General features: G+C 48.6%; 16 protein-coding genes. 5 read left to right on the top strand and 11 right to left on the bottom strand.

Annotation, left to right across the window (positions count from 1 at the left end; translation table 11 throughout):
• Positions 1-63 precede the first annotated feature (63 nt).
• Complete coding sequence (locus ACHZA1_RS17075; RefSeq protein ID WP_320053073.1) at positions 64-1,749, bottom strand: DUF4153 domain-containing protein; 1,686 nt, start codon at positions 1,747-1,749, stop codon at positions 64-66.
• A 221-nt stretch (positions 1,750-1,970) separates the two neighbouring features.
• Between ACHZA1_RS17075 and ACHZA1_RS17070 the strand changes: the two genes are divergently transcribed.
• Positions 1,971-2,636 (top strand): hypothetical protein, encoded by a 666-nt coding sequence (locus ACHZA1_RS17070; protein WP_320053072.1) that lies wholly within the window; start codon positions 1,971-1,973, stop codon positions 2,634-2,636.
• A gap of 156 nt (positions 2,637-2,792) precedes the next feature.
• Here the strand turns inward: ACHZA1_RS17070 and ACHZA1_RS17065 are convergent, their stop codons facing one another.
• Positions 2,793-3,329 (bottom strand): hypothetical protein, encoded by a 537-nt coding sequence (locus ACHZA1_RS17065; protein ID WP_320053071.1) that lies wholly within the window; start codon positions 3,327-3,329, stop codon positions 2,793-2,795.
• A gap of 234 nt (positions 3,330-3,563) precedes the next feature.
• On the bottom strand, positions 3,564-4,334 hold the full coding sequence (locus tag ACHZA1_RS17060) for a DUF6261 family protein (RefSeq protein ID WP_320053070.1): 771 nt from the start codon (positions 4,332-4,334) through the stop codon (positions 3,564-3,566).
• Positions 4,335-4,953: 619 nt separating this feature from the next.
• Between ACHZA1_RS17060 and ACHZA1_RS17055 the strand changes: the two genes are divergently transcribed.
• Genes ACHZA1_RS17055 through ACHZA1_RS17045 form a run of 3 tightly spaced genes read left to right on the top strand, consistent with a single transcriptional unit; the run spans position 4,954 to position 9,741 of the window.
• A complete protein-coding gene (locus tag ACHZA1_RS17055; protein WP_394701040.1) occupies positions 4,954-6,438 on the top strand; it encodes an AcvB/VirJ family lysyl-phosphatidylglycerol hydrolase in 1,485 nt (494 codons plus the stop codon).
• 2 nt (positions 6,439-6,440) lie between these two features.
• Positions 6,441-7,106, top strand: coding sequence for a DUF998 domain-containing protein (locus ACHZA1_RS17050; protein ID WP_320053067.1), 666 nt, complete (start codon positions 6,441-6,443; stop codon positions 7,104-7,106).
• Between the two features lie 13 nt (positions 7,107-7,119).
• Positions 7,120-9,741: a phosphatidylglycerol lysyltransferase domain-containing protein gene (locus ACHZA1_RS17045; protein WP_320053066.1), complete on the top strand. Its 2,622-nt coding sequence runs from the start codon at positions 7,120-7,122 to the stop codon at positions 9,739-9,741.
• Between the two features lie 75 nt (positions 9,742-9,816).
• On the opposite strand, the gene ACHZA1_RS17040 is transcribed toward ACHZA1_RS17045, so the two are convergent.
• The 7 genes from ACHZA1_RS17040 to ACHZA1_RS17010 form a co-directional block, all read right to left on the bottom strand.
• Entirely contained in the window at positions 9,817-10,431 is a 615-nt protein-coding gene (locus ACHZA1_RS17040; RefSeq protein WP_320053065.1) for a tetratricopeptide repeat protein, read from the bottom strand.
• Positions 10,419-11,732, bottom strand: coding sequence for a hypothetical protein (locus ACHZA1_RS17035; RefSeq protein WP_320053064.1), 1,314 nt, complete (start codon positions 11,730-11,732; stop codon positions 10,419-10,421). The genes ACHZA1_RS17040 and ACHZA1_RS17035 overlap by 13 nt, the downstream gene beginning before the upstream one ends.
• Entirely contained in the window at positions 11,720-13,912 is a 2,193-nt protein-coding gene (locus tag ACHZA1_RS17030) for an urea transporter (RefSeq protein ID WP_320053063.1), read from the bottom strand. Before ACHZA1_RS17030 ends, ACHZA1_RS17035 begins: the two co-directional genes overlap by 13 nt.
• A gap of 12 nt (positions 13,913-13,924) precedes the next feature.
• Complete coding sequence (locus ACHZA1_RS17025; RefSeq protein ID WP_320053062.1) at positions 13,925-15,283, bottom strand: alanine racemase; 1,359 nt, start codon at positions 15,281-15,283, stop codon at positions 13,925-13,927.
• 11 nt (positions 15,284-15,294) lie between these two features.
• On the bottom strand, positions 15,295-16,347 hold the full coding sequence (locus ACHZA1_RS17020) for an ATP-grasp domain-containing protein (RefSeq protein WP_320053061.1): 1,053 nt from the start codon (positions 16,345-16,347) through the stop codon (positions 15,295-15,297).
• The gene (locus tag ACHZA1_RS17015; protein WP_320053060.1) at positions 16,344-16,583 is read right to left on the bottom strand and encodes a PqqD family protein; all 240 of its coding nucleotides are present in this window, start codon (positions 16,581-16,583) and stop codon (positions 16,344-16,346) included. The genes ACHZA1_RS17020 and ACHZA1_RS17015 overlap by 4 nt, the downstream gene beginning before the upstream one ends.
• 864 nt (positions 16,584-17,447) lie before the next feature.
• Positions 17,448-18,191, bottom strand: a complete 744-nt coding sequence (locus ACHZA1_RS17010; RefSeq protein ID WP_320053059.1) for an SDR family oxidoreductase — start codon at positions 18,189-18,191, stop codon at positions 17,448-17,450.
• A 216-nt stretch (positions 18,192-18,407) separates the two neighbouring features.
• Between ACHZA1_RS17010 and ACHZA1_RS17005 the strand changes: the two genes are divergently transcribed.
• Positions 18,408-20,600, top strand: coding sequence for a DPP IV N-terminal domain-containing protein (locus ACHZA1_RS17005; RefSeq protein ID WP_320053058.1), 2,193 nt, complete (start codon positions 18,408-18,410; stop codon positions 20,598-20,600).
• Between the two features lie 111 nt (positions 20,601-20,711).
• Here the strand turns inward: ACHZA1_RS17005 and hisIE are convergent, their stop codons facing one another.
• Complete coding sequence (gene hisIE / locus ACHZA1_RS17000) at positions 20,712-21,311, bottom strand: bifunctional phosphoribosyl-AMP cyclohydrolase/phosphoribosyl-ATP diphosphatase HisIE (RefSeq protein WP_320053057.1); 600 nt, start codon at positions 21,309-21,311, stop codon at positions 20,712-20,714.
• Between the last annotated feature and the right edge of the window lie 35 nt (positions 21,312-21,346).

The following is a 21,346-nucleotide window of genomic DNA, read 5'->3' as shown; positions in this document are numbered from 1 at the left end:
TATAATAATGTTCTCCGTGCAATCCGCGAAATCCATCTAATCCGTGATTCAGACAGTGTGGAGTTATCTTAACAGAATACCATACAGCTCAACGTCCTCCGTTTTATACGAATTATCATTAATGGAATAGCTATAGCTATTTACCAAGGCTACACCGCCCGGTATTTCTATTCGGTAGAGTAGTTGTTGCTGCAGGTCTGTTAGCTGCCGTCTATATCCTTGAGCATCGAGAAGGCTAACTCCTGCTTTGCCGAGCTGTTTTTTTAGTAGCGAATCCTTATTGGCGGTAAAGATTTTTTTGTCCTTATAGTAAATATCCAACTTAGAGTCCTCGCATTGGTAGTAGCTGCCATCTTTAGAGTAGGTTTCGAGTACGACCATAGTTTTATAGCCCTGGATATTTAATGAGGATTTTGGGTTCTCCAGCGAGTTTACCTGATAACTACGATCGGATGATTCGTTGCCCAAGTCGTAGTTCTCCGAAGTAATAATGTTTTCGAGTTGGTACGTATCCGCTACGCCTAGTTGCTTTGCGGGGTATCCCTTCTCGGCATTGTTGCTGATGTAGCGGAACGAAGAGGTTAGCGTGTTAATAACCTCTCGGTTTTGGGGAGTATCGGCAAGCGGCTTAAAGCGTACGGTGCTATTGAGGTTGGTATACCCTAGCGTAGCAAGTGCCTTTTCGAATCGATGCTCCTGCGACTTTATGCCCAACGTTTTTGCCGACATAAACGGGATGTAGGTAAATGCCGACAGCACCACGATTATCCCCAGCGAGAGATATAGGTATCTCCCCAACTTATTGCTGATAAGCACCAGCGATGTCACCGTCAAAAAGGCTCCACCAATTAGCAGGTAGATGCGATCTTCGGTAAAGCCGTACTCGGTTACGCGGTATATTGTTCCAATCCAAAAGAGCACCAACGCAGGCAGCACAAAGTACGAAAGGTTGCGGTACAGCCAGCCAAAGTAATCCTTCGCCAGCAGGTACGAAACCATCTTAAGCAGGTAGGCGGCAATTCCAAATCCGAACACCATGTAGGCCACATTCCCCTTGGGTAGCTCCCACTGAAGCGCCACCTTAACGAAGTAGACGTAAAATATCAGCATGTAGACGATAACTGCTGGCGTAAGGATATAGTTGAAAAGGATCTCGGTGAACCTATTCTTTAGCGTAAGCTTTAGGCTATTGTCGTTGAAGGCGAGGAACAGGATGGGGAAAAATCCAATCCAAACAAGCACTGCAATGCTCTCGATATCCTTTCCGCTGCTGTGCAGGTCGAAAAGGTAGCTCAGGCTCAGCTTTATCGATGCGGTTAGCAGGAACACCACCCCGGCTACGAAGCCAGCGAATAGCAGCGCCACAACGTTGTTGAGCACGTTCTCGGCAAAGCGCTCGTTGTTGGGGTAAAGCGGAAACGAGAGGTACGCCAGCGAAACACATCCCAGCGCCACAACGTAGTAGCTGCCGCTGGGCTCAACCTTGAAAAGGACAAAAGCGGCCAGCGAAAGCAACGATACGGTGTAGTATACCCATCGGCTTTGATGGTTGCCGGTAAGCTTATTGGCAATGTTGGTCAGCAGGAAAAGCATCGGATAGTAGAACAAGCGGTACTCGTGGTACCTCGATGCGTAGATGCTTGCTATTCCAACGCCAACGGCTACTACAGCCAGAATACACTCCATGGGATTTCCCTTAGCGGCGTTTACCAGCGCTTGGGCTACCCTTCCGATCCGTTGCTTTATCATGGTTACTCGTATTTTTAGGTGAAAAACAATCGCTAAATATAGATTATTAAACACGAACCTTTAGAGCGTTTCGAAAAACAAAAAGAGACGCATGTGGAGTACCTCAAAACCTCCCCATCTATCCAGATTATGGATAACGTACTGCCGATTGCAACGACTGTGCATATTTTATTAGATTTGCGCCCGCTATTACGGATTATTCTATTTTACCAAATATAAAAATGAGACATATTTTCTTCATTGGAGTTATTTTAACCTCGTTGACAGGTTGCATTGGTGTTGGGAGGTATACAAAAATTGTAGAAAAGGGGTTAGCCAATCGCCCTGCAGTGGACACAACACTTTCTAGGGACTACATTACTGTAAAGTCCAACGGAATAAAGCCACTTGAAGCGATAAAAGTTGAAACCCTCAAATCGCAATGTATTCCAGCCCTAGTTTACTGGAATATCGAGCAGGAGATTCGTAGCGAGTATGACCCTTACATGCAGGTTAAGCGCTTTAGCTACTTCCTAAATCAGTATTGCGATTCCGTAAACTTTGCGAGCAGGCTTAAGGGAAAAAAGTTGGAGATTAATGTCGAAAGCATTCCCAATTCGTTCTCCTACTCGCTTAAATCGCAAGCTTTCATTTTTGGATTCTTCTATACGGTTATGGGGCATGAAGGTATAATACCTGCTCCTCAAGAGTTTTGTATAAGGTTTAAAGTGTACCAAGACGGGAATCTGTATAAAGGCGGAACTTATACAGGGAAAGGCCTAGAACAATATGTAGATATGGGACTGATGTCGTACCAATCGATGGTAAATGCCTACTTTAAGCAAAATGACAAAAGCCTCAGGAAGATGGCAGAGCTTGTTGTAAAGTATGTTGATGAAGTAATTTAGTCTCCTCAACGTTTCTACCTCAACAATGCTCTCAGCACAATCGAATCCATCCAATCCGAAATACAGACAAAAACGAGGCGCGAATATCGCGCCTCGTTTTATTATAGCTGATTCTCTACAAAAAGAGATGCAGGATTTGTATCTCTCCCCCAAATGCTACAGCTTCTTATAGAAAAAGACGTTGCCCTTTAGGTCGACCCGCAGGAGCACCTTACCGGCTCCGCCGCCATCGAGCGCCACAAAGAAGTTGTCGGTTTGCAGCAGCCGGCCGTAGTAGCGTACGCCACCTTTGGGGGCTTTGTAGTCGATAAAGTAAACCGAGACGATATCGTAATCCTTATAGGCTGATTTAATGACGCCCTGCGACCGAAGTGGAAGGTCGGTGAAGACTTTGAAGAAGCTTGTGGCCACCAGCTTTCCGTTGCTGCCGTAAAAGGCGGTCATCTTTTGCCCCTTCTTATCGGTAAAGAAGACCTTATCGTAGTAGTCGGTTGTGGACCATAGGGCGTTGGTGATTCTCCCGAAATCTAGCAGGAACTGCGTCTTCGACTTTTCGCTTACCGGACCTCTATGGGCTTTCTGCTCCTTCCCCGTTTGCTTTCCGGCCGTTTGCGCGGACTTCGTCTGGGCGTCGGCCTGAGGTGTGGCGAATATCAGCAGGAGCGCTGCTGCGAGAATTGCTACTCTATTCATGGTTGAACGTTTAAAGGGTTGACGTTCCTTTTACGGATAAAGCTAGCTAAAGGTGTATTGTTGTTGGTTAATTAATTACCGGCTCCGATAGGGCGGTACCATCGGCGAACAAGAAAGGGGGGCCAACCACCGCCGGCCCCCCTTCCGTACTATGCTCCCCCCTACCCGCTTTTGGCGCGTAGGAGCTGTTTCTTTGAAAGGTACGATTCGAAATTGTTGTTTTCTGAAAAAAGGCTACGCCTTTGGGGCGTCATCCTTGCTGGTTTTGGGTTTGTCCTTATCCTTATCTTTATCCTTGGGCTTGGACTTGGTCTTGGTCTTAGCCTCGTTCTGCTCGAACTTGATGTTGAAGGCCTCGATCTTCTGGCAAAGGGCCACCCACTTGGGGTCGGCACTCATCGCCATTAGCTCTACGTAGTTCATCATCTTGCGCATGTCCTCGGCGAACACCCTCCGTGCGTCGGAGGCCGACTCGTAGGCCGCGTGAGCAACCTTATCCTCCACGCTTAGGGTGTAGGTTTCCTCGAACTTCTTCTCGGCATCCTCGAGCTTCGCCACCTTTACGCCCTGCTTTAGCGTGGCTACGGCAGCGGCATACTCGGGCTTCTTGAGCTCCTGAAGAAACTTCGACAGCTGGGCCGTCTCCTTCACGTACGAGTAGATTAGGAAGTCGGTCCCGTACTGGTCGAAGAGCCGCTTTAGGAGCTGCGCCGCAGCAGCCTCGGCGGGCACCTCGGAGTACACAAGGCCCTCGACTACGGTTTGGAGAATCTTGTAGGCGCTATCGCGCAGCGCATCGAGGCTGAACAGCAGCTCGGTGTACGCATTCTTGCGCGCCTTCATGTACCCCTGCACCATGAGGGTGTAGGACTCCTTCACCTTCGTAAAAGGCTTGGCGGTTAGCAATTCGGGTATCTCAGCGGTCTCGAAGTAGCTGATTACCTCCTTACCGTATCCAACGAGGGAATCGATAAGCCTCTTTGATAGTGCTATGATCAATTTCATTGTACTGATTTTTTAGTTATTGAAACGCTGTTGCCCTCTAGTACAATCAAAAAATGGGGATCGGCAATCGATTTGTGTCCGTCGTTTCGCGCCCAGCTGCGCTGTACGATCGACGACGGCGGAGTTTTGCTTCCAGCCGCGCTGTGCGTTCAACGACGGCGGAGTTTTGCTCCCAGCCACGCTGTGCGTTCAACGACGGCGGAGTTTTGCTCCCAGCCGCGCTGTACGTTCAACGACGGCGGAGTTTTGTTCCCAGCCGCGCTGTGCGTTCAACGACGGCGGAGCTTTGCTCCCAGCAACCGATGCCAACCATTACTACCTCTCTTTCAAAGAACCTGCGCCTAAATTAGCTTAAATTTCAGTTAATCCTACTGGGGAGCCACGTTTTTTGAACTTTTTCTTTGCGGAACGCGTAGGACGACGCCGTGCCCGCAAAACAGCAGGGGCCTGCTACATGCGAGCAGGCCCCTGTCCTATTTCTTTTGATGGTGAATAACAAAATTGATGAACTAATTAAGGATAATCGCCTTTCTAAAATTTTATTAGCGTATTCCAATAAGAGTGGCTCCAAATGTGTAATTTGAGGCAACTTTTTCTGTTGCATACTTCTCAGCATAAGATGGAGGAACTGTATATGATTAACAGGGATAAAGAAGCAGCAAAACCAAAAGGAATAGCTGCGGCTATCGCCATTTGCATAATGCTTCTCGGCTTCAGCGCGCAAGCGGTTACCGTAGAAAACCTCAACTACGGCACATTTGGAAGGGTTACCATCTACATTCCCGACAGGCAACCCGAGGCCGTTGTGCTTTTTGTATCGGGCGATGGAGGCTGGAATAAAGGCGTGGTAAATATGGCAAAGAATATTGTCGATAAGGACGCGCTGGTTGTAGGCATCGACATCCGACAATACTACAAGAATATCAGGCGCCTCAACGCCAAATGCTACTATCCGGCAGGCGATTTCGAGGATCTAAGTATGACAATCCAGAAGAGGTACAAGATTAAGCAGTACCTAAAGCCAATTCTGGTGGGCTACTCATCGGGAGCAACACTGGCTTACGGCGCGCTGGCACAGGCTCCGGCAAACACCTTTAAGGGGGCAATTTCGCTGGGTTTTTGTCCTGATATTGAGACTGACAGGACGCTTTGCAGGGGTATAGGCCTATCGAGCCACGAGCTGAAGAGGAACAAGGCGTTTTACCTAGAGCCTTGCTCCCACCTTACCGAGCCTTTTATTGTGCTGCAAGGGGTCGACGATCAGGTGTGCTCGTTCGACGATGTTAAGCGCTACCTGAACGGCATGCCAATGTGCGAATTGGTTGAGCTAAAGAAGGTAGGTCATGGCTTTTCTGTCGAGAAAAACTGGGTTCCGCAGATGCTCGCGGCCTACAGCAAAATTGTACACGAGCCCAGCTACGCCGAAAAGAAGTCGGTAAAGAGCAATGGGGTGCAACCGGTATCGGCCACTTCGCCGGCAAGCTACGAGCTGCCTTTAACCCTGATTCCATCTACGGTAAAGGAGAATCTTCCGCTTGCCATCTTTATTTCGGGCGACGGAGGCTGGACCAGCTTCGACCAAACCGTATCGGAGATGCTTGCTAAGCGAGGCGTTCCCGTCGTAGGGCTCGATGCCCAAAGCTACTTCTGGAGCGAGAAAGATCCTAGAACAGCAGCGGTCGAGATATCCAAAGCAGCAGCCCACTACATGCAGCAATGGAACCGAAAGTCGCTTATTCTGGTTGGGTACTCCTTTGGCGCCTGCGTTGCTCCCTTCATAGCCAACCGTTTCCCCGAGATGGTAAAGGATGCGCTTAAAGAGGTCTTCTGCATATCCCCCGACGAGACTGGCGATTTCGAGATTCATATTTCGGATATGCTTAGCCTAAGCAACCGCGAGAAGTACAACGTTCTGGCCGAGGTAAAGAAGATAAAGTCGCTTAACCCGATTTGCCTGTTTGGCAACGAGGAGAGCGAAGAGCTTCGCAGCCATTTTGTGGCAGCTGGGGTAAAGGTGCAAACGCTTCCCGGCAACCACCACTTTAACGAAGACTACCAGGCGCTATCTTTGGCTATAGTTAGAGGATTAACGGGAGGAAACTAGCAATGAAAAAATCGACCAGCTACTTCATATATATTGCATCGGCAGCCTGCCTGGCAGGCTGTGTGGGTGAATTTGTTGCTTTATTCGCGTTAGGAGCGCAGTACCCCGGCTACAACCAGCTTAAGGATACCATGAGCGCGTTGGGTGCATCCATCAGCCCGGTATCTGATGCTATATCGCTTTGGTGGTGTATTGCAGGAATCCTGTTTACGCTGTATGGCATAGGCTTTAGAATGGCATTTGCCGACAAAGGGCGGTATGCCCTAGTAGCCTCCGTCCTGATTATCCTCTACGGACTTGGAGAAGGTATCGGTTCTGGAGCATTTAAGGCCGACCATGTAATGGGCGGCTCTACCATATCCAGCCTTATCCATAATACGCTGGGAGGATTTGGCGTAGCTGCCATACTGGCGTTTCCGGCTATCATGCCAAAGGTTTTGCAAGCGAAGAAGGGCTCTGCGTTTTCGCGCTTTTCGAACATCGCTTTTGTGGTTGGTATTCTGTCTATCCTTCTTTTTTTATTCAGATATCTGCATAACGAGCACAACTTTTTCGTTGTATATAAAGGCTTATGGCAGCGGTTATTTATGCTGAACACCTACGCCTACCTAGCAACCATTGCCATCATCACCATTCGCAACAATCGGCAAATAGTAACCCATAAATAATTCAGCTAAGAATATGGACCTAAGATTTTCTACTATTCAAAATGTTAGAAGCATCGCCAAGATGCGACTCCTTTACGTGCGCGACAACAGCAAGGTAATCCTGCAATTCCTGATTGCTGCGCTTTTCCTTGGTGTCGGCTTTTGGTTCTTGAAGCACGAAGGCTCCGAGCTGTTGGATGTTAGGCAGATCATTGTACAATCGAGATGGCTATGGGTATGCCTAGGCATTGTAATGACGTTTATTTACGTCATCCTGCAGGGCTACGCCTACAAGCTATCGTTTGCCATGGTAAGGCGTAATGTACCGCTATGGCTCAACATAATCATGTTTCTAAAGCGCAACTTTGTAAGCGTATTCCTTCCTGCAGGTGGCGTAACCTCGTTGGCATTCTTCTCGGGCGATATTGAAAAAGGGGGAGTTCCCAAGTCGAGCATAAACTTTGCCTCCAGCGTTTACGCCTTTTTAGGCATCCTATCTGTTATTGTGATTGCGCTACCCATATTTACCTACTCGCTTGCCGAGGGGCTAACCGGATACTCCGAGATTGTTGCCTTGGTACTGCTTATCGTTCTGCTTGGCGGCGTATTCCTCTGCTATAAATCTATCGTTAGGAAAGGATCGGTTTACAAAGTATTGGTAAAGTACATTCCCTCTAGCGAGGTATTTCTGGGCGATATCATCAGCCATCAGGTAGATCGATTGTTGTTTGGCTACGCCTTCTTTGTTTCTGTTCTTGTTGATGTAGCAGGAATCATTCACCTATACATAGCCATGTTGGCGCTAGGCTTCTCACCTACCATCGAGTCGGCAATGCTAAGCTACTTGGTATCGGTTGTCTTTCTTATCGTATCTCCTTTTATGAGAGGATTAGGCGCCATAGAGGTTTCCATGACGTTTATTCTTACCCGATTTGGCTACAACAACGTAGAGGCCATTGCCATAACGCTGCTATACCGTTTCCTTGAGTTCTGGTTGCCGTTGGTGCTGGGCATATTCAGCTTTCTTATCAAGATTAACAAGCTGCTAATGCGGGTTATTCCGGCCCTGCTCATTTTATCGTTAGGGGTAATTAATATTCTTTCGGTAATGACAGCCTCTATTGGCGAGAGGGTAAAACTCCTGCACGATTTTATTCCATTCGCTGTTATTAATGCCTCCAACTATTTGGTGCTGTTGGCTGGCTTTCTGATGCTTCTTACCTCCATATTTCTGATTAGAGGGCTACGAACCGCTTGGTGGATGGCCTTCCTTCTTAGCTTGGTCTCGGTAGTTGGACACCTTACCAAAGCTATCGACTACGAGGAGGCAATTATCGCTCTTTTGGTGATGGCAATGCTGATCTTCTCCAAAAAGGAGTATGTGGTAAGAACCAATCCCCGGCTGCGAAACGTGGGGGTACGAACGGCATTGCTCAGCGTCGTAGCAGTGCTGATTTACGGAGTTGTGGGTTTCTACTTCCTCGATAAGCACCATTTCAACATCGACTTTAGCATTGGACAGAGCATCCACTACACGCTTCAGTACTACTTTATGGTTGGTAGCGACCTGATTCCTGGCGATCACTTCTCGCGCCGCTTCCTTGTTTCCATAAGTCTTTGCGGACTTATAACCCTATCTTTCCTATGCTTTACCATCGTTTATCCGTACATCGTAAAGTATTTCGGCGAACCTTCCCACATCGAAACAGCACAAAAGTTGGTGGCAAAGTATGGCAAATCCTCAGTAGACTATTTTAAAACATACAACGATAAATTTTTCTTCTTCTCAAAGGATGAGGAAGCCTTTATTGCCTACCGGGTTGTTGCATCGTTTGCGGTTGTTTTGGAAGATCCTGTAGCGGCAGATCAAGCACAGATGAAGGCATGCATCGAGCAATTCGACAGATACTGCTTCAACAACGGTCTAAAATGCATCTACTATAGAGTGCCAGAATCGAGCCTATGCATATATGCCGAGCTGAAAAAGAAGAGGCTCTTTATTGGACAAGAGGCCGTTGTCGATCTGGAATCGTTTACTCTCGAAGGGCGTAAACGAGGTACGCTTCGGAATGCCGTTAATAAGGTGGCCGATAAGGGCTTTAAAACTACCGTGCATACGCCTCCGCTAAAGGATGGGCTGCTGCAAAAGCTGAAAGCGGTATCCGACGAGTGGCTAATTGATAGCGGTCGTAGCGAGATAGTGTTCTCTCAGGGAATGTTTATCTGGGAAGAGTTAAAGGAGCAAACCGTAATGACCGTCGAAAGCCCCGAGGAGAAGATTGATGCCTTCCTTAACATCATCCCAGACTATGTCGATGGCGAGATAACGTACGATCTGATTCGTAAAACAGCCGATGCCCCCAACGGCATAACCATGTTCCTGCTTATCGAGTTCTTTAAGTACGCAAAAGCAGCAGGATTTAAGTCGGTAAACTTAGGATTTGCGCCTATGTCGGGTATCGAAGTTCCAAAAAATGCGACAGAGCGCTCCATGAAGTATGCCTACAACTCCATTCGCACATTCTCTCACTACAAAGGTTTACGCGAATTTAAGGAGAGGTTCTACCCCACTTGGAATAACATATACTTAATCTACGACCACGATTTTGATCTGCTTTCTATCCCTACAATACTGACAAAGGTGATTAAGCCGTAATATCAGCAACCAAAAAACTAAAAAAAAAAGAGCACCCTTTAAAAGAGTGCTCTTTTTGAATATGACAGTTCAAGCCTACTTAATCTGCTTAAGCCCGTCCAATGCCGAGGCATCGTTTGGCCTATACAAAAGCACCTTATTGAATAACGATTTGGCATCCGTGTTTCTTTCTAAGCGCAAGCAGGTCCATGCGCTCATCAGCATGTTGTCGTAGTCGAAGGGGAACAGAATGAGCGATACATCAAAGTACTGCTTTGCGTTCAGGTAGTTCTTCCGGTTGTAGTAGATCATCCCCAACTGGTAGTTGGCCACCGAATTCTTAGGGTCGAGCTTGATGATCTTCATGTAGTTCTTTTCGCAGTCGTCCCACTGCTTTAGGGCCGTTAGCGGCTTTAGGACAGCCCAAAGAGGCTCTGTGGCACTGGGCATAAGGTTAGAGGCCTTTTCGTAGAAGGCAACCGACTCCTTCTGCTTTCCAGCCAGGTAGTGCAGCCATCCCAACCGTAGGTTGGTCTCATACGAGCTCGCATCGTAGGCTTTGTTGAGCACCGATATGGCATCGTCGTACTTTTTGCTTGCCTCAAGCGAGTAACTTTTCGAGAAGGCATCGATCAGGTTGCTGGTCTGCGCCTGAACGTTCAGCGCAAGCGCGAGCAGGCATACTGGGAAAAATCGCTTTAAAATTTCCATAGCACTGTAGTATTAAATGATTGACTCGTGTAGTGATACTTTACGATCTTGTAGGAGGTAAACGAATCGAAGTAGAGGTAGCTACCCTGGCAGCGGTTGGAGGCATACCCCGCAATTACCTCGAAGCGCTTATGGTAGAAGCGCAGGTTGGCGCCCAAAATTCGCTTTATGGGGTCGGACGTGTTGTAGGTCGAAAAGGTGTTATCGGTGATGTAGTTATTCAGGTTGCCGTAGACGATCTTCTCCTCGTGCCACAGCCAGCTGAATATCTTCGACCCTACCGCTTGCGAAACAATCCACTGCTTACTCCCGCTGTTCTTTAGCAGCGAAACCGACGAAACCGTATGGACGTTAAGGTTGCCTAAGGGGAATACTACGAGCGAACACTCGCCCTGGTAGTGGTTCGACTTCCCGAAGTTGCTCAACACCACGCTTACCGAGGGCTTAAGGTAGCGCATTCGCCGTGCGATGCTCAGGCCTCCAGCAAAGTAGTTATTCCTCACGTTGCCATCTATAAATCGGTACTTGTTGAGCGTACTGTTGTACTCACTGGTTAGCCACGAGGTCTCCTGCATGTAGCTGGCAACGCTCCCGGTAACGCTCCATCCACCACTAAAGGCGTAGGAAAGTGCTGCGTTCAGCTGCCCATGCTTATTCTCGAAATCTTGAACCTTACCATCGTCCTTTGTCTGAACCACGCCAACGGCTTTTGCTCTAAAGATCGAAGCGCCGTAGGTTAGCCGTAATCGGTTAAGGATGGAGTGCTGCATCGAGAAGCAGGCCCACCTCACCGCACCGTTGTACAGCGCCTCTCCGTAAATATTTTCGCTGCGCTTAATATCCCTGATTCTACCATTGGCCGTATTTTCCGATAAGGTATAGCCGCCTGCTACGGCAAGCAAGTCGGCCAGCTTTCGCCGGTAGCCTAGCCGTTGCTTGGCACTTTCCGAGAGCCAGTTCCCCGTAGCATTGGCATCCTCAACCCTTTTAAGGTAGAGGTACGATAGATAGAGGCGCTCTAGAAGCACCGAATCCGTTGCGCTGCTCATACGCCTAGCCTTCTCTAGGTGGTACGCTGCATTGTCGTAGTTACCCTTGCCAAAGTAGTGCTGCCCCACGCTCAACTCTAGGCTAAACGAAGGCGTACCTCGGCGTAGGCTATCCCTATACATGCTTCTTATCTGATGATTACCTTGCACTCCATGCTGAAGATACACGCTACTATCTGCAGTAATGGTCGTACTTCTTGCAGATACAGCAACAGATGCAGCACAAAGCAATATGCAAATCAAGATACGCATATATAGTTCTCTCGCTTTTTATTTTGGGTGATAGCAAAATACCTAAAGGCATTGTTCCGTATCTCGAACTCGAAGCTAATCTTCCGAATGGCACGCTTAAGCAGCATCACGCTTACCGACGATTTAAACACAATAATGCGAGGTGAGAACAGGTCGTCAGCATATACAAACCTAGAGGTATACTCGGCGCGCATGAACGTAATAAATGGAACAAATAGGTCTTGCAACCAAGCCAGCCAACGGCAGCGGAACTGAACGAGGGGAACCTCATCAGTAACGTCAATCTTTTCGTAGTAGCCCAGCAACTGGCGGTAGGTTGCTAGGTAGAAGTAGTAGAGTAAGGACTTACGATCGCCCTCAAAGTCGGTAAAGTAGAACATCGTACCATCGTTCACAAAGTAGGCATACGACTTTGTATCGTAGCAGTAAATGTATTGGCGGTTTAGTCCATCGGTTAAAACCTCCCAGTTGCTTAAAGCGTTGGTGCTTTCATTTTTGAAGATAAACTTACGGCCCGGATAAAAGCTGTAGCATTCGCAAAGCGGAACAGACGGCACAACATTGCTTACAAACGATTTCTCCTTCGGTATCTCAAATGCCTTTAGTTCGCTCTTCCCATCCCGTTTCTCTATGAAGTACGATAGCGGATGGAATAGCGTCTTTGCTCCAATCTCTGGTGTTGCCTGCAGCTGAAAGTGAACATGGGGTTCTTGGGAGAGCCCCGAATTTCCACAGCATGCAAGTACCCTTCCCTTTTTTACATACTCGCCTACCGAAACCTTAAACGAATCCTTTTTTAGATGGCTGATCTGAGAGTACAATCCGTTTAAATGGTTAATAACAATTGTATTCCCCCAGTTGGAACCTACATTTACAATACCGATGTAGTTATCCTCTACGGTATTCAAGATGTCGTACACATACCCATCAAAAGGTGCCAGTACAGGCTTGTTGTAGCACCCGTACTCATCAATGCTTGCCCCTTGGTATTTGAACGTCTTCAATTCATCGTTGGACATAACAAAATCCAAGGCGTTGTTCCATTCACCTACATGGGTAACATTTCCGTTGTAGCTTTGGGTTACGAGCCATTCTCCTGAAAATGGAAGCGCAATCTTAGGCAAATGCTCCATCTTAAGCCTTTTTATCGCGTTGAGATACTTGTAGATGTTCTTCTCTGGCATAAAATACTGAACTTCAGTGAGGTGAATGTACTTACGAAGCCATCGAAATTGCAGCGTAAACAGGAACACAATGCATACAACGCAGTAAGGTAAGGTAAAGGCATCGACATTGAATACGGCCAACATCTTACCTAGAAACATAACCATCAGCATCTGAATCGGAATGAACATAACAACATTCAGGTAGCTGTACGCATTTGGAATCACATAGAAGCATCCTAGGCTAATTGCCATAAACACATAGTTTGCCCCAAGCAGGTTGTTGTTGAAATCGTTTACGTTTGCACCAAACATCGTATAGAACGTGTAGGCAACAAAAAAGCCGATTACGCTTAGCGAGAAGGCTATTCGCGATGAATAAAATAGGCCAATAGCAATAACAACCCCACCTAAAAAACTTTGCTGGAAGAGCGCCCCCGACAGCGTACGAAAGAACACCACCACAACATGCGGTATCGGAATTTGGTATAAGGAGCCAATTAGCTTGCTTATAATCCAAGGTTGCTTAAAAAAGGTATCACTAATTAAGCTGGGGTTGTAGTGATTTTCGGTTAAAAAAGTGAAGTTGGGCGACGAGATAGAGATAATCCAGTAGGTAAACAAAAAGGGAAGCACAAGGAATGGCAGCTTCTGCATGGCCAATAACTCTTTAAATAGCACGGTGGCTATTAGAAGCATAAATACAGCAGCAACAAAAAAGATAACAAATAGCCCTGTTGACTGAAAGTTGTGCCCTAAGGCCATTCCAAGGAATAGGGCATTTAACCCATATAGCCCCTGCTGAATCTCTACCTTACTAAGGCTGCCTGTACGGGCAAGTAGGTTTATCAGTACAACGCCCAATAGTCCAAATATTCCTACGCTTGGAGTTAGAAAGGTTACGAGCAACAAGGCCAACGCAAAAATCTTATTCTCCGAAAAAAATATCTGACTATAGCTGTTAAGCGTACTATCGAGCCAAAACTTAACCGATGTACTAAACGATATTGAGCTCAAAACAGGTAATTTTTAAAGCTTGAAGTTCTTTAAATGAGCAGGCTTACATTCGTACCTAAGCATGGTATCCAACGACTCGCTTTCGCGAATTACGTGGGTATGCCCATCCATATCAATTAGTACAATCTTTGGTCTCATGGCAATAAACTGCATCCACTGGGTCATGTTGTATGCACCAACCTTATGGATCACCACCTGATCGCCCTTGCTTAGCACGGGTAGGTTGGCACTCTCGCGAATGCAATCGATGTTCATGCATAACGGCCCATAAACTACCATATCCTCCATGTAGTCGGAGAACTCCTGCGCTGGCGATATCTTGTGGTCGTACCAAAATGCCGTAAATAGGATATTTACCCCAATGTCGATAATAAGAGCATTGCGCCCATCTGCCATTTTCTTAGATGCAATTACGCTTCCCAGTAGCCATGCGGCGTCATCCACCATCACACGGCCACTTTCCAGCATTATGGTTGGCAAATCCTCTGGTGCAAAACCGAAGTTTAGGATTGTAGAGGTTATGGCATCAGCGTAATCGTCGAGGGTTGGAATAACATCGGCCCCCTGCAGATACGACCCTTTTAGCGTATTGGACGATGCAAAACCGCCCCCCATATCTAGATACTGAATTTGCTTGTTCCAAACCTGCTTAATGTTGATGGCAAGATCGCATAGCTTCCAAGCGGCAGTAGCATACGGCTTGGCCGATAGCATAAACGTTCCAATATGGCAGTGCAGCCCCACCATCTCCATTTCTGGAATCGACATAATCTTGGTTATGGCCTCCCAGGCCTGGCCGTTTTCGTAGTTAAACCCAAACCGGCTCCACATGGGGTATATACCCGTATCCATGTTGACCCGAATGGCCACGCGAGCTGTCTGCCGGCTAGCCTGAAGCAGCTCGGCAAGCATATAGAGCTCATCAAAATGGTCGATGTGGATTAGCGACTGATTCTTTATGGCAGCCTGTAGGTCTTCGCGAGTTTTGTCGGGCCCGTTGAATATTATTTTATTGCCAGGCACGCCATTTCGTAGCGCCTTATTGTACTCGAACATGGATACCACCTCGGCCCATGAGCCCTCTTGGTGGAAGATGTTGCAAACGGCGTTGTTGTAGTTGGTTTTGTAGCTCCACGCAAACTGTACCTTTGGGTACCTAGTTCGGAAGGCATGAACGGCATTTCGGTAGTTCATGCGCAGCTGCCGCTCCGAGATCACAAAAACAGGCGATCCGTACTTGCCGATCAACCGTTTTACAGAAACTCCTTCGATGTGCGTAACGGCCTTATACTCGGTTCTTGTTGCAAACTTATTCATGGCACCACTATTCAGCTTTTGAATGGATGGTTTTTCGTAGGTTGTGTTTTCCATTTCCTTATGGTTTATAGTTCTCCCATTGTTGACACTTTCTCGAACTCCGACAGGTTCACAATTTGATCGTAGGAGTAGCGAACAAACATTTTTCTGGAATCATACGCGGTAAAAGGGGCGACATCTTCGCCAAGAGCCATTCGGACGAGCGCTTCGGGATGATTTTGGCCACATCCTACCGCTAGGTATACCCAAGCGGGAAAGCGCGGATTCATCTCCAGCAGGTAGTACCGACCTTCGCGGGTCTTGATAAACTCCAGTTCGCACCCTCCCCTCCACTTCGTGTTGGCCATTAGCCTTTGGGTGATGTCGAGTAGCGCTTCATCTTCGAGGGTTATGCCGGCCCATGCCTTTCCCTTATCGGTAATGTACATCTTGCGCATGGGAATGGCTCCGATACAGTTTCCTTTGCCATCGCCGATAGCCGTTACGTTTACCTCGTCGCCAGAGATGTGCTGCTGAATAATGATGGGAAGCCCCCACTTATGGCTGATCTTATCGAAGTGGCTAATGGCCTGTTCGCGCGATTTTGCTACAGAAGCCTCGTAGAATTTGCCCTTTACCACTATAGGATACTTAAACTCGCCTTCGAGCTCGGCAATTTGCGAATGGTTGAAAACGACCTTGCTGGGGGGAACGCTTACGCTGTTGCGCTCGCCGAACTCGTACAGAACGGCTTTATGCCTCGATTCGAACTGCTCGATGGTGGGCAGGAAGGTGGCTATCCCAAACTCCTGCTTCAGGCGCTTCTCGATCTTTATAAAGTTGTAGAGCTCGGCATCGAAGTTGGGAATGAGCACATCGATACTTTCGCGCTCGTTGATGTACCTAAGCCGCTCCATGAGGCTGGCCACCCCCGATGAGGGAAATGGAACAGAGTAGCTCTTATCCACCAAGTCGTGCATAAACAACCCCGGCTCCAGCGTTTCGTAGCTAAGGCCAACGATTCTAACATCGAAATACTGACTTTCCTTTAGGGCTCGGATTACGGGAATGCCTGGTCCTGGGCTATCGATGTTGTTGATGCCGGTTACGGCAACGGTTATCTTGCGCCTCTCCATCATTCTATAATTTTGTTGTCTTTCAGCATCCGTAGGAAATCGTCAAGATCTTTACGCAGGGTAGCCATGCTTACTGTAAACTTTCGGCTCAGAAACTTGCGCAGGGTTTCTACATCGCGTTCCTCTTCGAGCTGCCGGATGAGCTCTAGCCCTAGTGTGTTAACGGAGAATGAATCTCCTGTTTCGGGGTTAAATACAAAGCCTGTGTCGTTAATGACAACTGATGGTTTTACCTTCATGATTCTGCAAAATTTGCACGTTATGCGTTCTGTTAATCGTAGCAGTTAGTAAACAGGGCTTTCGAAAAGAAAGTTTATTTATGGTATAAAAATCTACAACAGGGTCCTTACGTCAGCGATAGCATTGACAGCTGGCCTAGCCTAGAAGCGTCGTAACGGCTGCAAAGCCAGCCTACAAAGCAGTGCCACCGGAGGAGAGGCACTGTCTCAGCAAAGACCTTTCCCCTTTTGCGTTGGCACAGCAAGGTGCTCCAGCTATCGGCCAGCCTACACTAGAGCCCCTCCTTCCGCTAGCCGCAGTCCAAAAGGGATGGACAGGGGGCGAGCAAGGCTATCTTTCAGAAAATACATATTTGCCCGACCCCGGGCCACCATCATCGACATGATGTAAAGCCTTGCCCGACCCCGGGCCGACACTGTCAACAGCAAAATAGCACTTGCCCGACCCCGGGCCAGCACTATCTGCAAGCAAACAGCTCTTGCCCGACCTCGGGCCAACACCATTCACAAGTAAACTGCTCTGACCCGACCCCGGGCCAAATCATCGCCGACAAAGAAGCAGGTCTCCGTCCCCTAGGCAAGCGCTACATGCCCACAGGCAGCACTAGTCGCCCCCCGGGCAAGCACGCTCCCCTGCTACATAACCCCACACCGAGGCTATACCGCCACCAGCAGGCTACGTCATGCCGCGGCATGTACCCGCGCAGATACCGTACTTAAGCGTCTTGCTTAGGGGGAAAGTGGTGTAAGCATGTTTTCGAAAGACGATGGCTAGATGCTGCATTGTACAGGGTAGCCTTAGCTGCGCAGCCATGGCCAAACCGCTATGCCACTAATACACTATTAATCCATAACCATACTAGGCTACTCCTCGTACTTCATCCGGCGGGTCATGCCACCATCAATAACAAGGTTTTCGCCCGAGATGAAGTTGTTAGCCGAGTCGCTCAGGAAGATGCAGGCTCGGGCAATATCTTCGGGGATGCCCACGCGCTGCGAGAAGTGCTGGGTATGGTCTATTTTACGAAGCCCGGCGTAGTCTTCAACCTCAATCCAGCCGGGACTGATGCAGTTTACCTGAATGCGCTTGGTGGCCAGCGATGCCGCCATGGCGTGGGTAAGCGCCACAATGCCACCCTTGGAGGCAGCATAGGCCTCGGAGTTGGGCTCCGACATCATGGCTCGGGTGGATGCTATATTGACGATAGCGCTCCCCTCGGGCATCCGTGCTGCTGCCTCACGCGAGCACAGGAAGACGCTGCGCAGGTTGGTGTTGATGATGCGATCCCAATTATCGAGGCTCAGCTCAAAGGGCGATTTCCACTCCGAAATACCGGCATTGTTGATCAGGATGTCGACCTTCTTGCGGTAGCTGTCGATAATCTCGAATAGCGATTCGATGGATACTGGAATGCTAACATCGGTGACGATGAAGTGGGCATCGCCCCCGCTATCTATGATGATCTTTTCGAGCTCTTCGCCCTTTTTCACATCGATATCAGCAAGAAAAATGGTTGCCCCCAGATTCGCAAAGGCTAATGCTATAGACTTACCAATGCCGCTTGCCGCACCGGTAACCACCACTACTTTGTTCTTCAAATATCCCATGGCATGCTCGTGTTTTTATCCATACTGCGTGTCCGCCTACTGGTAGGCTTGCCCCCAATCTGCCGCCCGAAAACCTACGCCGATATGCCGCTAGCTATCAGCGGGCAGATGCCCGCCTAGTACAGCAAACTGCACAGCCCAACGCCCTACCTCATTCTAAACAACCTAGCGCTATTTTAGGTAAGTTTACCAGGTACACATTACAATAGCAACACCATGAAAAATTTAGTTCTACTAGCCACCACCGGGCTCTGCCTGTCGGCCAGCCTCGCAGGGGCGCAGGGCAAAAAGTGCGACTACGAGAGGGCCGACACGCTCGCCAAAATAGGCGGGTACTTCTACAACAAGGGGGTACGGCCTACTTGGATCGAGGGCACGAGCACGTTCTGGTACCTCAACCACGAGCGCGCTGGCGATAGGTTCTACCTGATTGATGCGGCCAAAAAGGAGAAGCGCCTAGCGTTTAACGCCGACTCGCTTGCCTCTAGGCTCTCGAAAGCCGCCAGTGGTAAGATTGATGCCAGCAAGCTTCCGTTTACCACCATCACCGTTGAGGCAAACCTCCAGAACCTGTCGTTCGACTACGATGGCTCGACTTGGAGGTACGCCATCGCCACCAATGCCCTCAATCGCCTCCCCAATACGCCCACCTGCAGCACGCCCCAAAGCAACAAAGTGCTCTCGCCCGATGGCAAGTGGCAGGCCTACATCAAGGACTTCAACCTGTTTGTCTTCAACCTAAGCGATAAAAAGGAGATACGGCTCTCGGAAGATGGCGTATCGGGCAACCACTACGGATCGGAGATCTTTTGGTCGCCCGATTCCAGGAAGATTGCAACCACCAAGGTTCGCGAGGTTACCGAGCGAAAGATCCCGCTGGTGGAGTCGAGTCCAGCATCGCAACGCCAGCCAATCTTAAAGTGGATAGACTACGCCAAACCCGGCGATCCGCTCCCCATCTACACCCCAGCGCTCTTCGACGTGGAGGGTAAAAAGCAGATTCAAGTCGATGCCCAACCCTACGCCAACCAGTTCTACCTCTCGCTAACGGGGTGGCGCAAGGATAGCCGCGCCTTCACCTTCGAGTTCAACCAACGTGGCCATCAGGTGTACCAGGTTGCCGAAGCCGATGCATCAACCGGCAAGGTAAGGCCGCTGGTTAACGAGCAGTCGAACACCTTTGTCGAGTACTACAAGAACTACAGGTACGACCTGAACGATGGCCACGAGATGCTGTGGATTTCGAATCGTGATGGCTGGAGGCATATCTACCTGATCGATTGCAATACAGGCAAGGCGAAACAGATCACCAAAGGAGAGTGGGTTGTTCGCAACGTGGTAAATGTTGATGAGGCTAAAAAGACCATCCTTTTCACGGCATCGGGCATCAACAAGGGCGAAGATCCCTACCTCATCCACTACTACAGCGTTGGATTCGATAGCCGCAACCTTACATGCTTAACCCCAGAGAGGGCCAACCATACGGCTACCTTCTCGAAGGATTACACCTACATGGTAGATGTGTACTCACGCCCCGATACCGTACCCGTTAGCGTCCTTCGCGATGCCTCCAACGGAAAGGTTACGATGATGCTTGAGCAGGGTGATATCAGCGAGGTGGTAAAGAAGGGTTGGACAATGCCGGAGGTCTTAAGCGCAAAGGGTCGCGATGGTAAAACCGATATTTGGGGTACCATTCTTCGTCCATACAACTTCGATGCAGGCAAATCGTATCCCGTGGTGGAGATGATCTACGCAGGACCTCACGATTCGCACGTGCCAAAGGATTTCTCGGTTTACTACCACCTCTGCTCACGCCTTTCCGATTTAGGATTCGTTGTGGTACTTATTGATGGCATGGGCACCGGAAACCGCTCTAAGGCTTTCCATGATGTTTGCTGGAAGAACCTAAAGGATGCCGGCTTCCCCGACCGCATTGCATGGATTAAGGCTGCTGCCGCAAAGTATCCCTACATGGATACTACCCGCGTTGGCATCTATGGCTGGTCGGCAGGCGGACAGAATGCAATGGCGGCGCTACTCTTCCATAACGATTTCTACAAGGCTGCCGTTGCACTCTGTGGCTGCCACGACAACCGTATGGACAAGATTTGGTGGAACGAGCAATGGATGGGCTACCCTATTGATGAGTCGTACTCGCAATGCTCCAATGTCGACAACGCATGGCGCCTTAAGGGCAAACTGCTGCTGATTAACGGCGAACTTGACGACAACGTCGATCCGGCATCTACCCTTCAGGTCGTTTCGGCTCTAATAAAAGCCAACAAGAACTTCGAGCAGCTATATCTTCCCGGATTTAGCCATAACCTAGGAGCACCATTCGTAATGCATAAGATTCACGACTTCTTCGTAAAGACATTGATGAACCAAACACCACCAGAGTGGTAGAATAAAATAATAAAAGCCGTTTCGATTATTCTGAAACGGCTTTTTTCTTTATATGAATCAACGAAACAACAGCGTCTTTAGTCTTGATACTTGCGTCTTGCGTCTAACAGATTACTTATGCCTTTCCTTAAGGATAGCCATTACATCGTCCCACGAGTAGCCCTTTGCCGCAAGCAGAACGGTTGTATGGAACATCAGATCGGCAGCCTCATTGAGGAATAGCTCACGGTTGTCATCCTTTGCCTCTATAACCAATTCAACAGCCTCCTCACCCACCTTTTGGGCAATCTTGTTGATACCCTTTTGGAATAGTTTCGCCGTGTACGATGCCTCAACATCCATATCGCGCTTGCGCTGGTTGACTACCGCCTCAAGCTCGTAAAGGAATTCTAGGTTGCGAGGACTATTCACCTCATTCCAGCAGGTATCGGAGCCGGTATGGCAGGTTGGTCCCATAGGCTCTGCCTTAACCAGCAGGGCGTCGCTATCGCAGTCGGAAGCAATATCTACCAACTTAAGGAAGTTCCCGCTCTCCTCGCCTTTTGTCCATAGCCTATTCTTGCTGCGGCTAAAGAAGGTAACTTGCTTTAGCTCCAACGTTTTTTGGTAGGCTTCCTCGTTCATGTAGCCCAACATTAGCACCTTTCCGGTTGCTGCATCCTGTATGATGGCTGGCACTAAGCCGCCTTGCTTTTCGAAATCGATATTCATTGTTTTTTCTTTTAACACAGAGACTCTGAAGCACA

This window comes from uncultured Acetobacteroides sp. (assembly GCF_963667355.2).
Taxonomy (GTDB): Bacteria; Bacteroidota; Bacteroidia; order Bacteroidales; family ZOR0009; genus Acetobacteroides.
The sequence above is the reverse complement of the archived record's forward strand: the minus strand, read 5'-3'. Positions and strand labels throughout refer to the sequence as shown.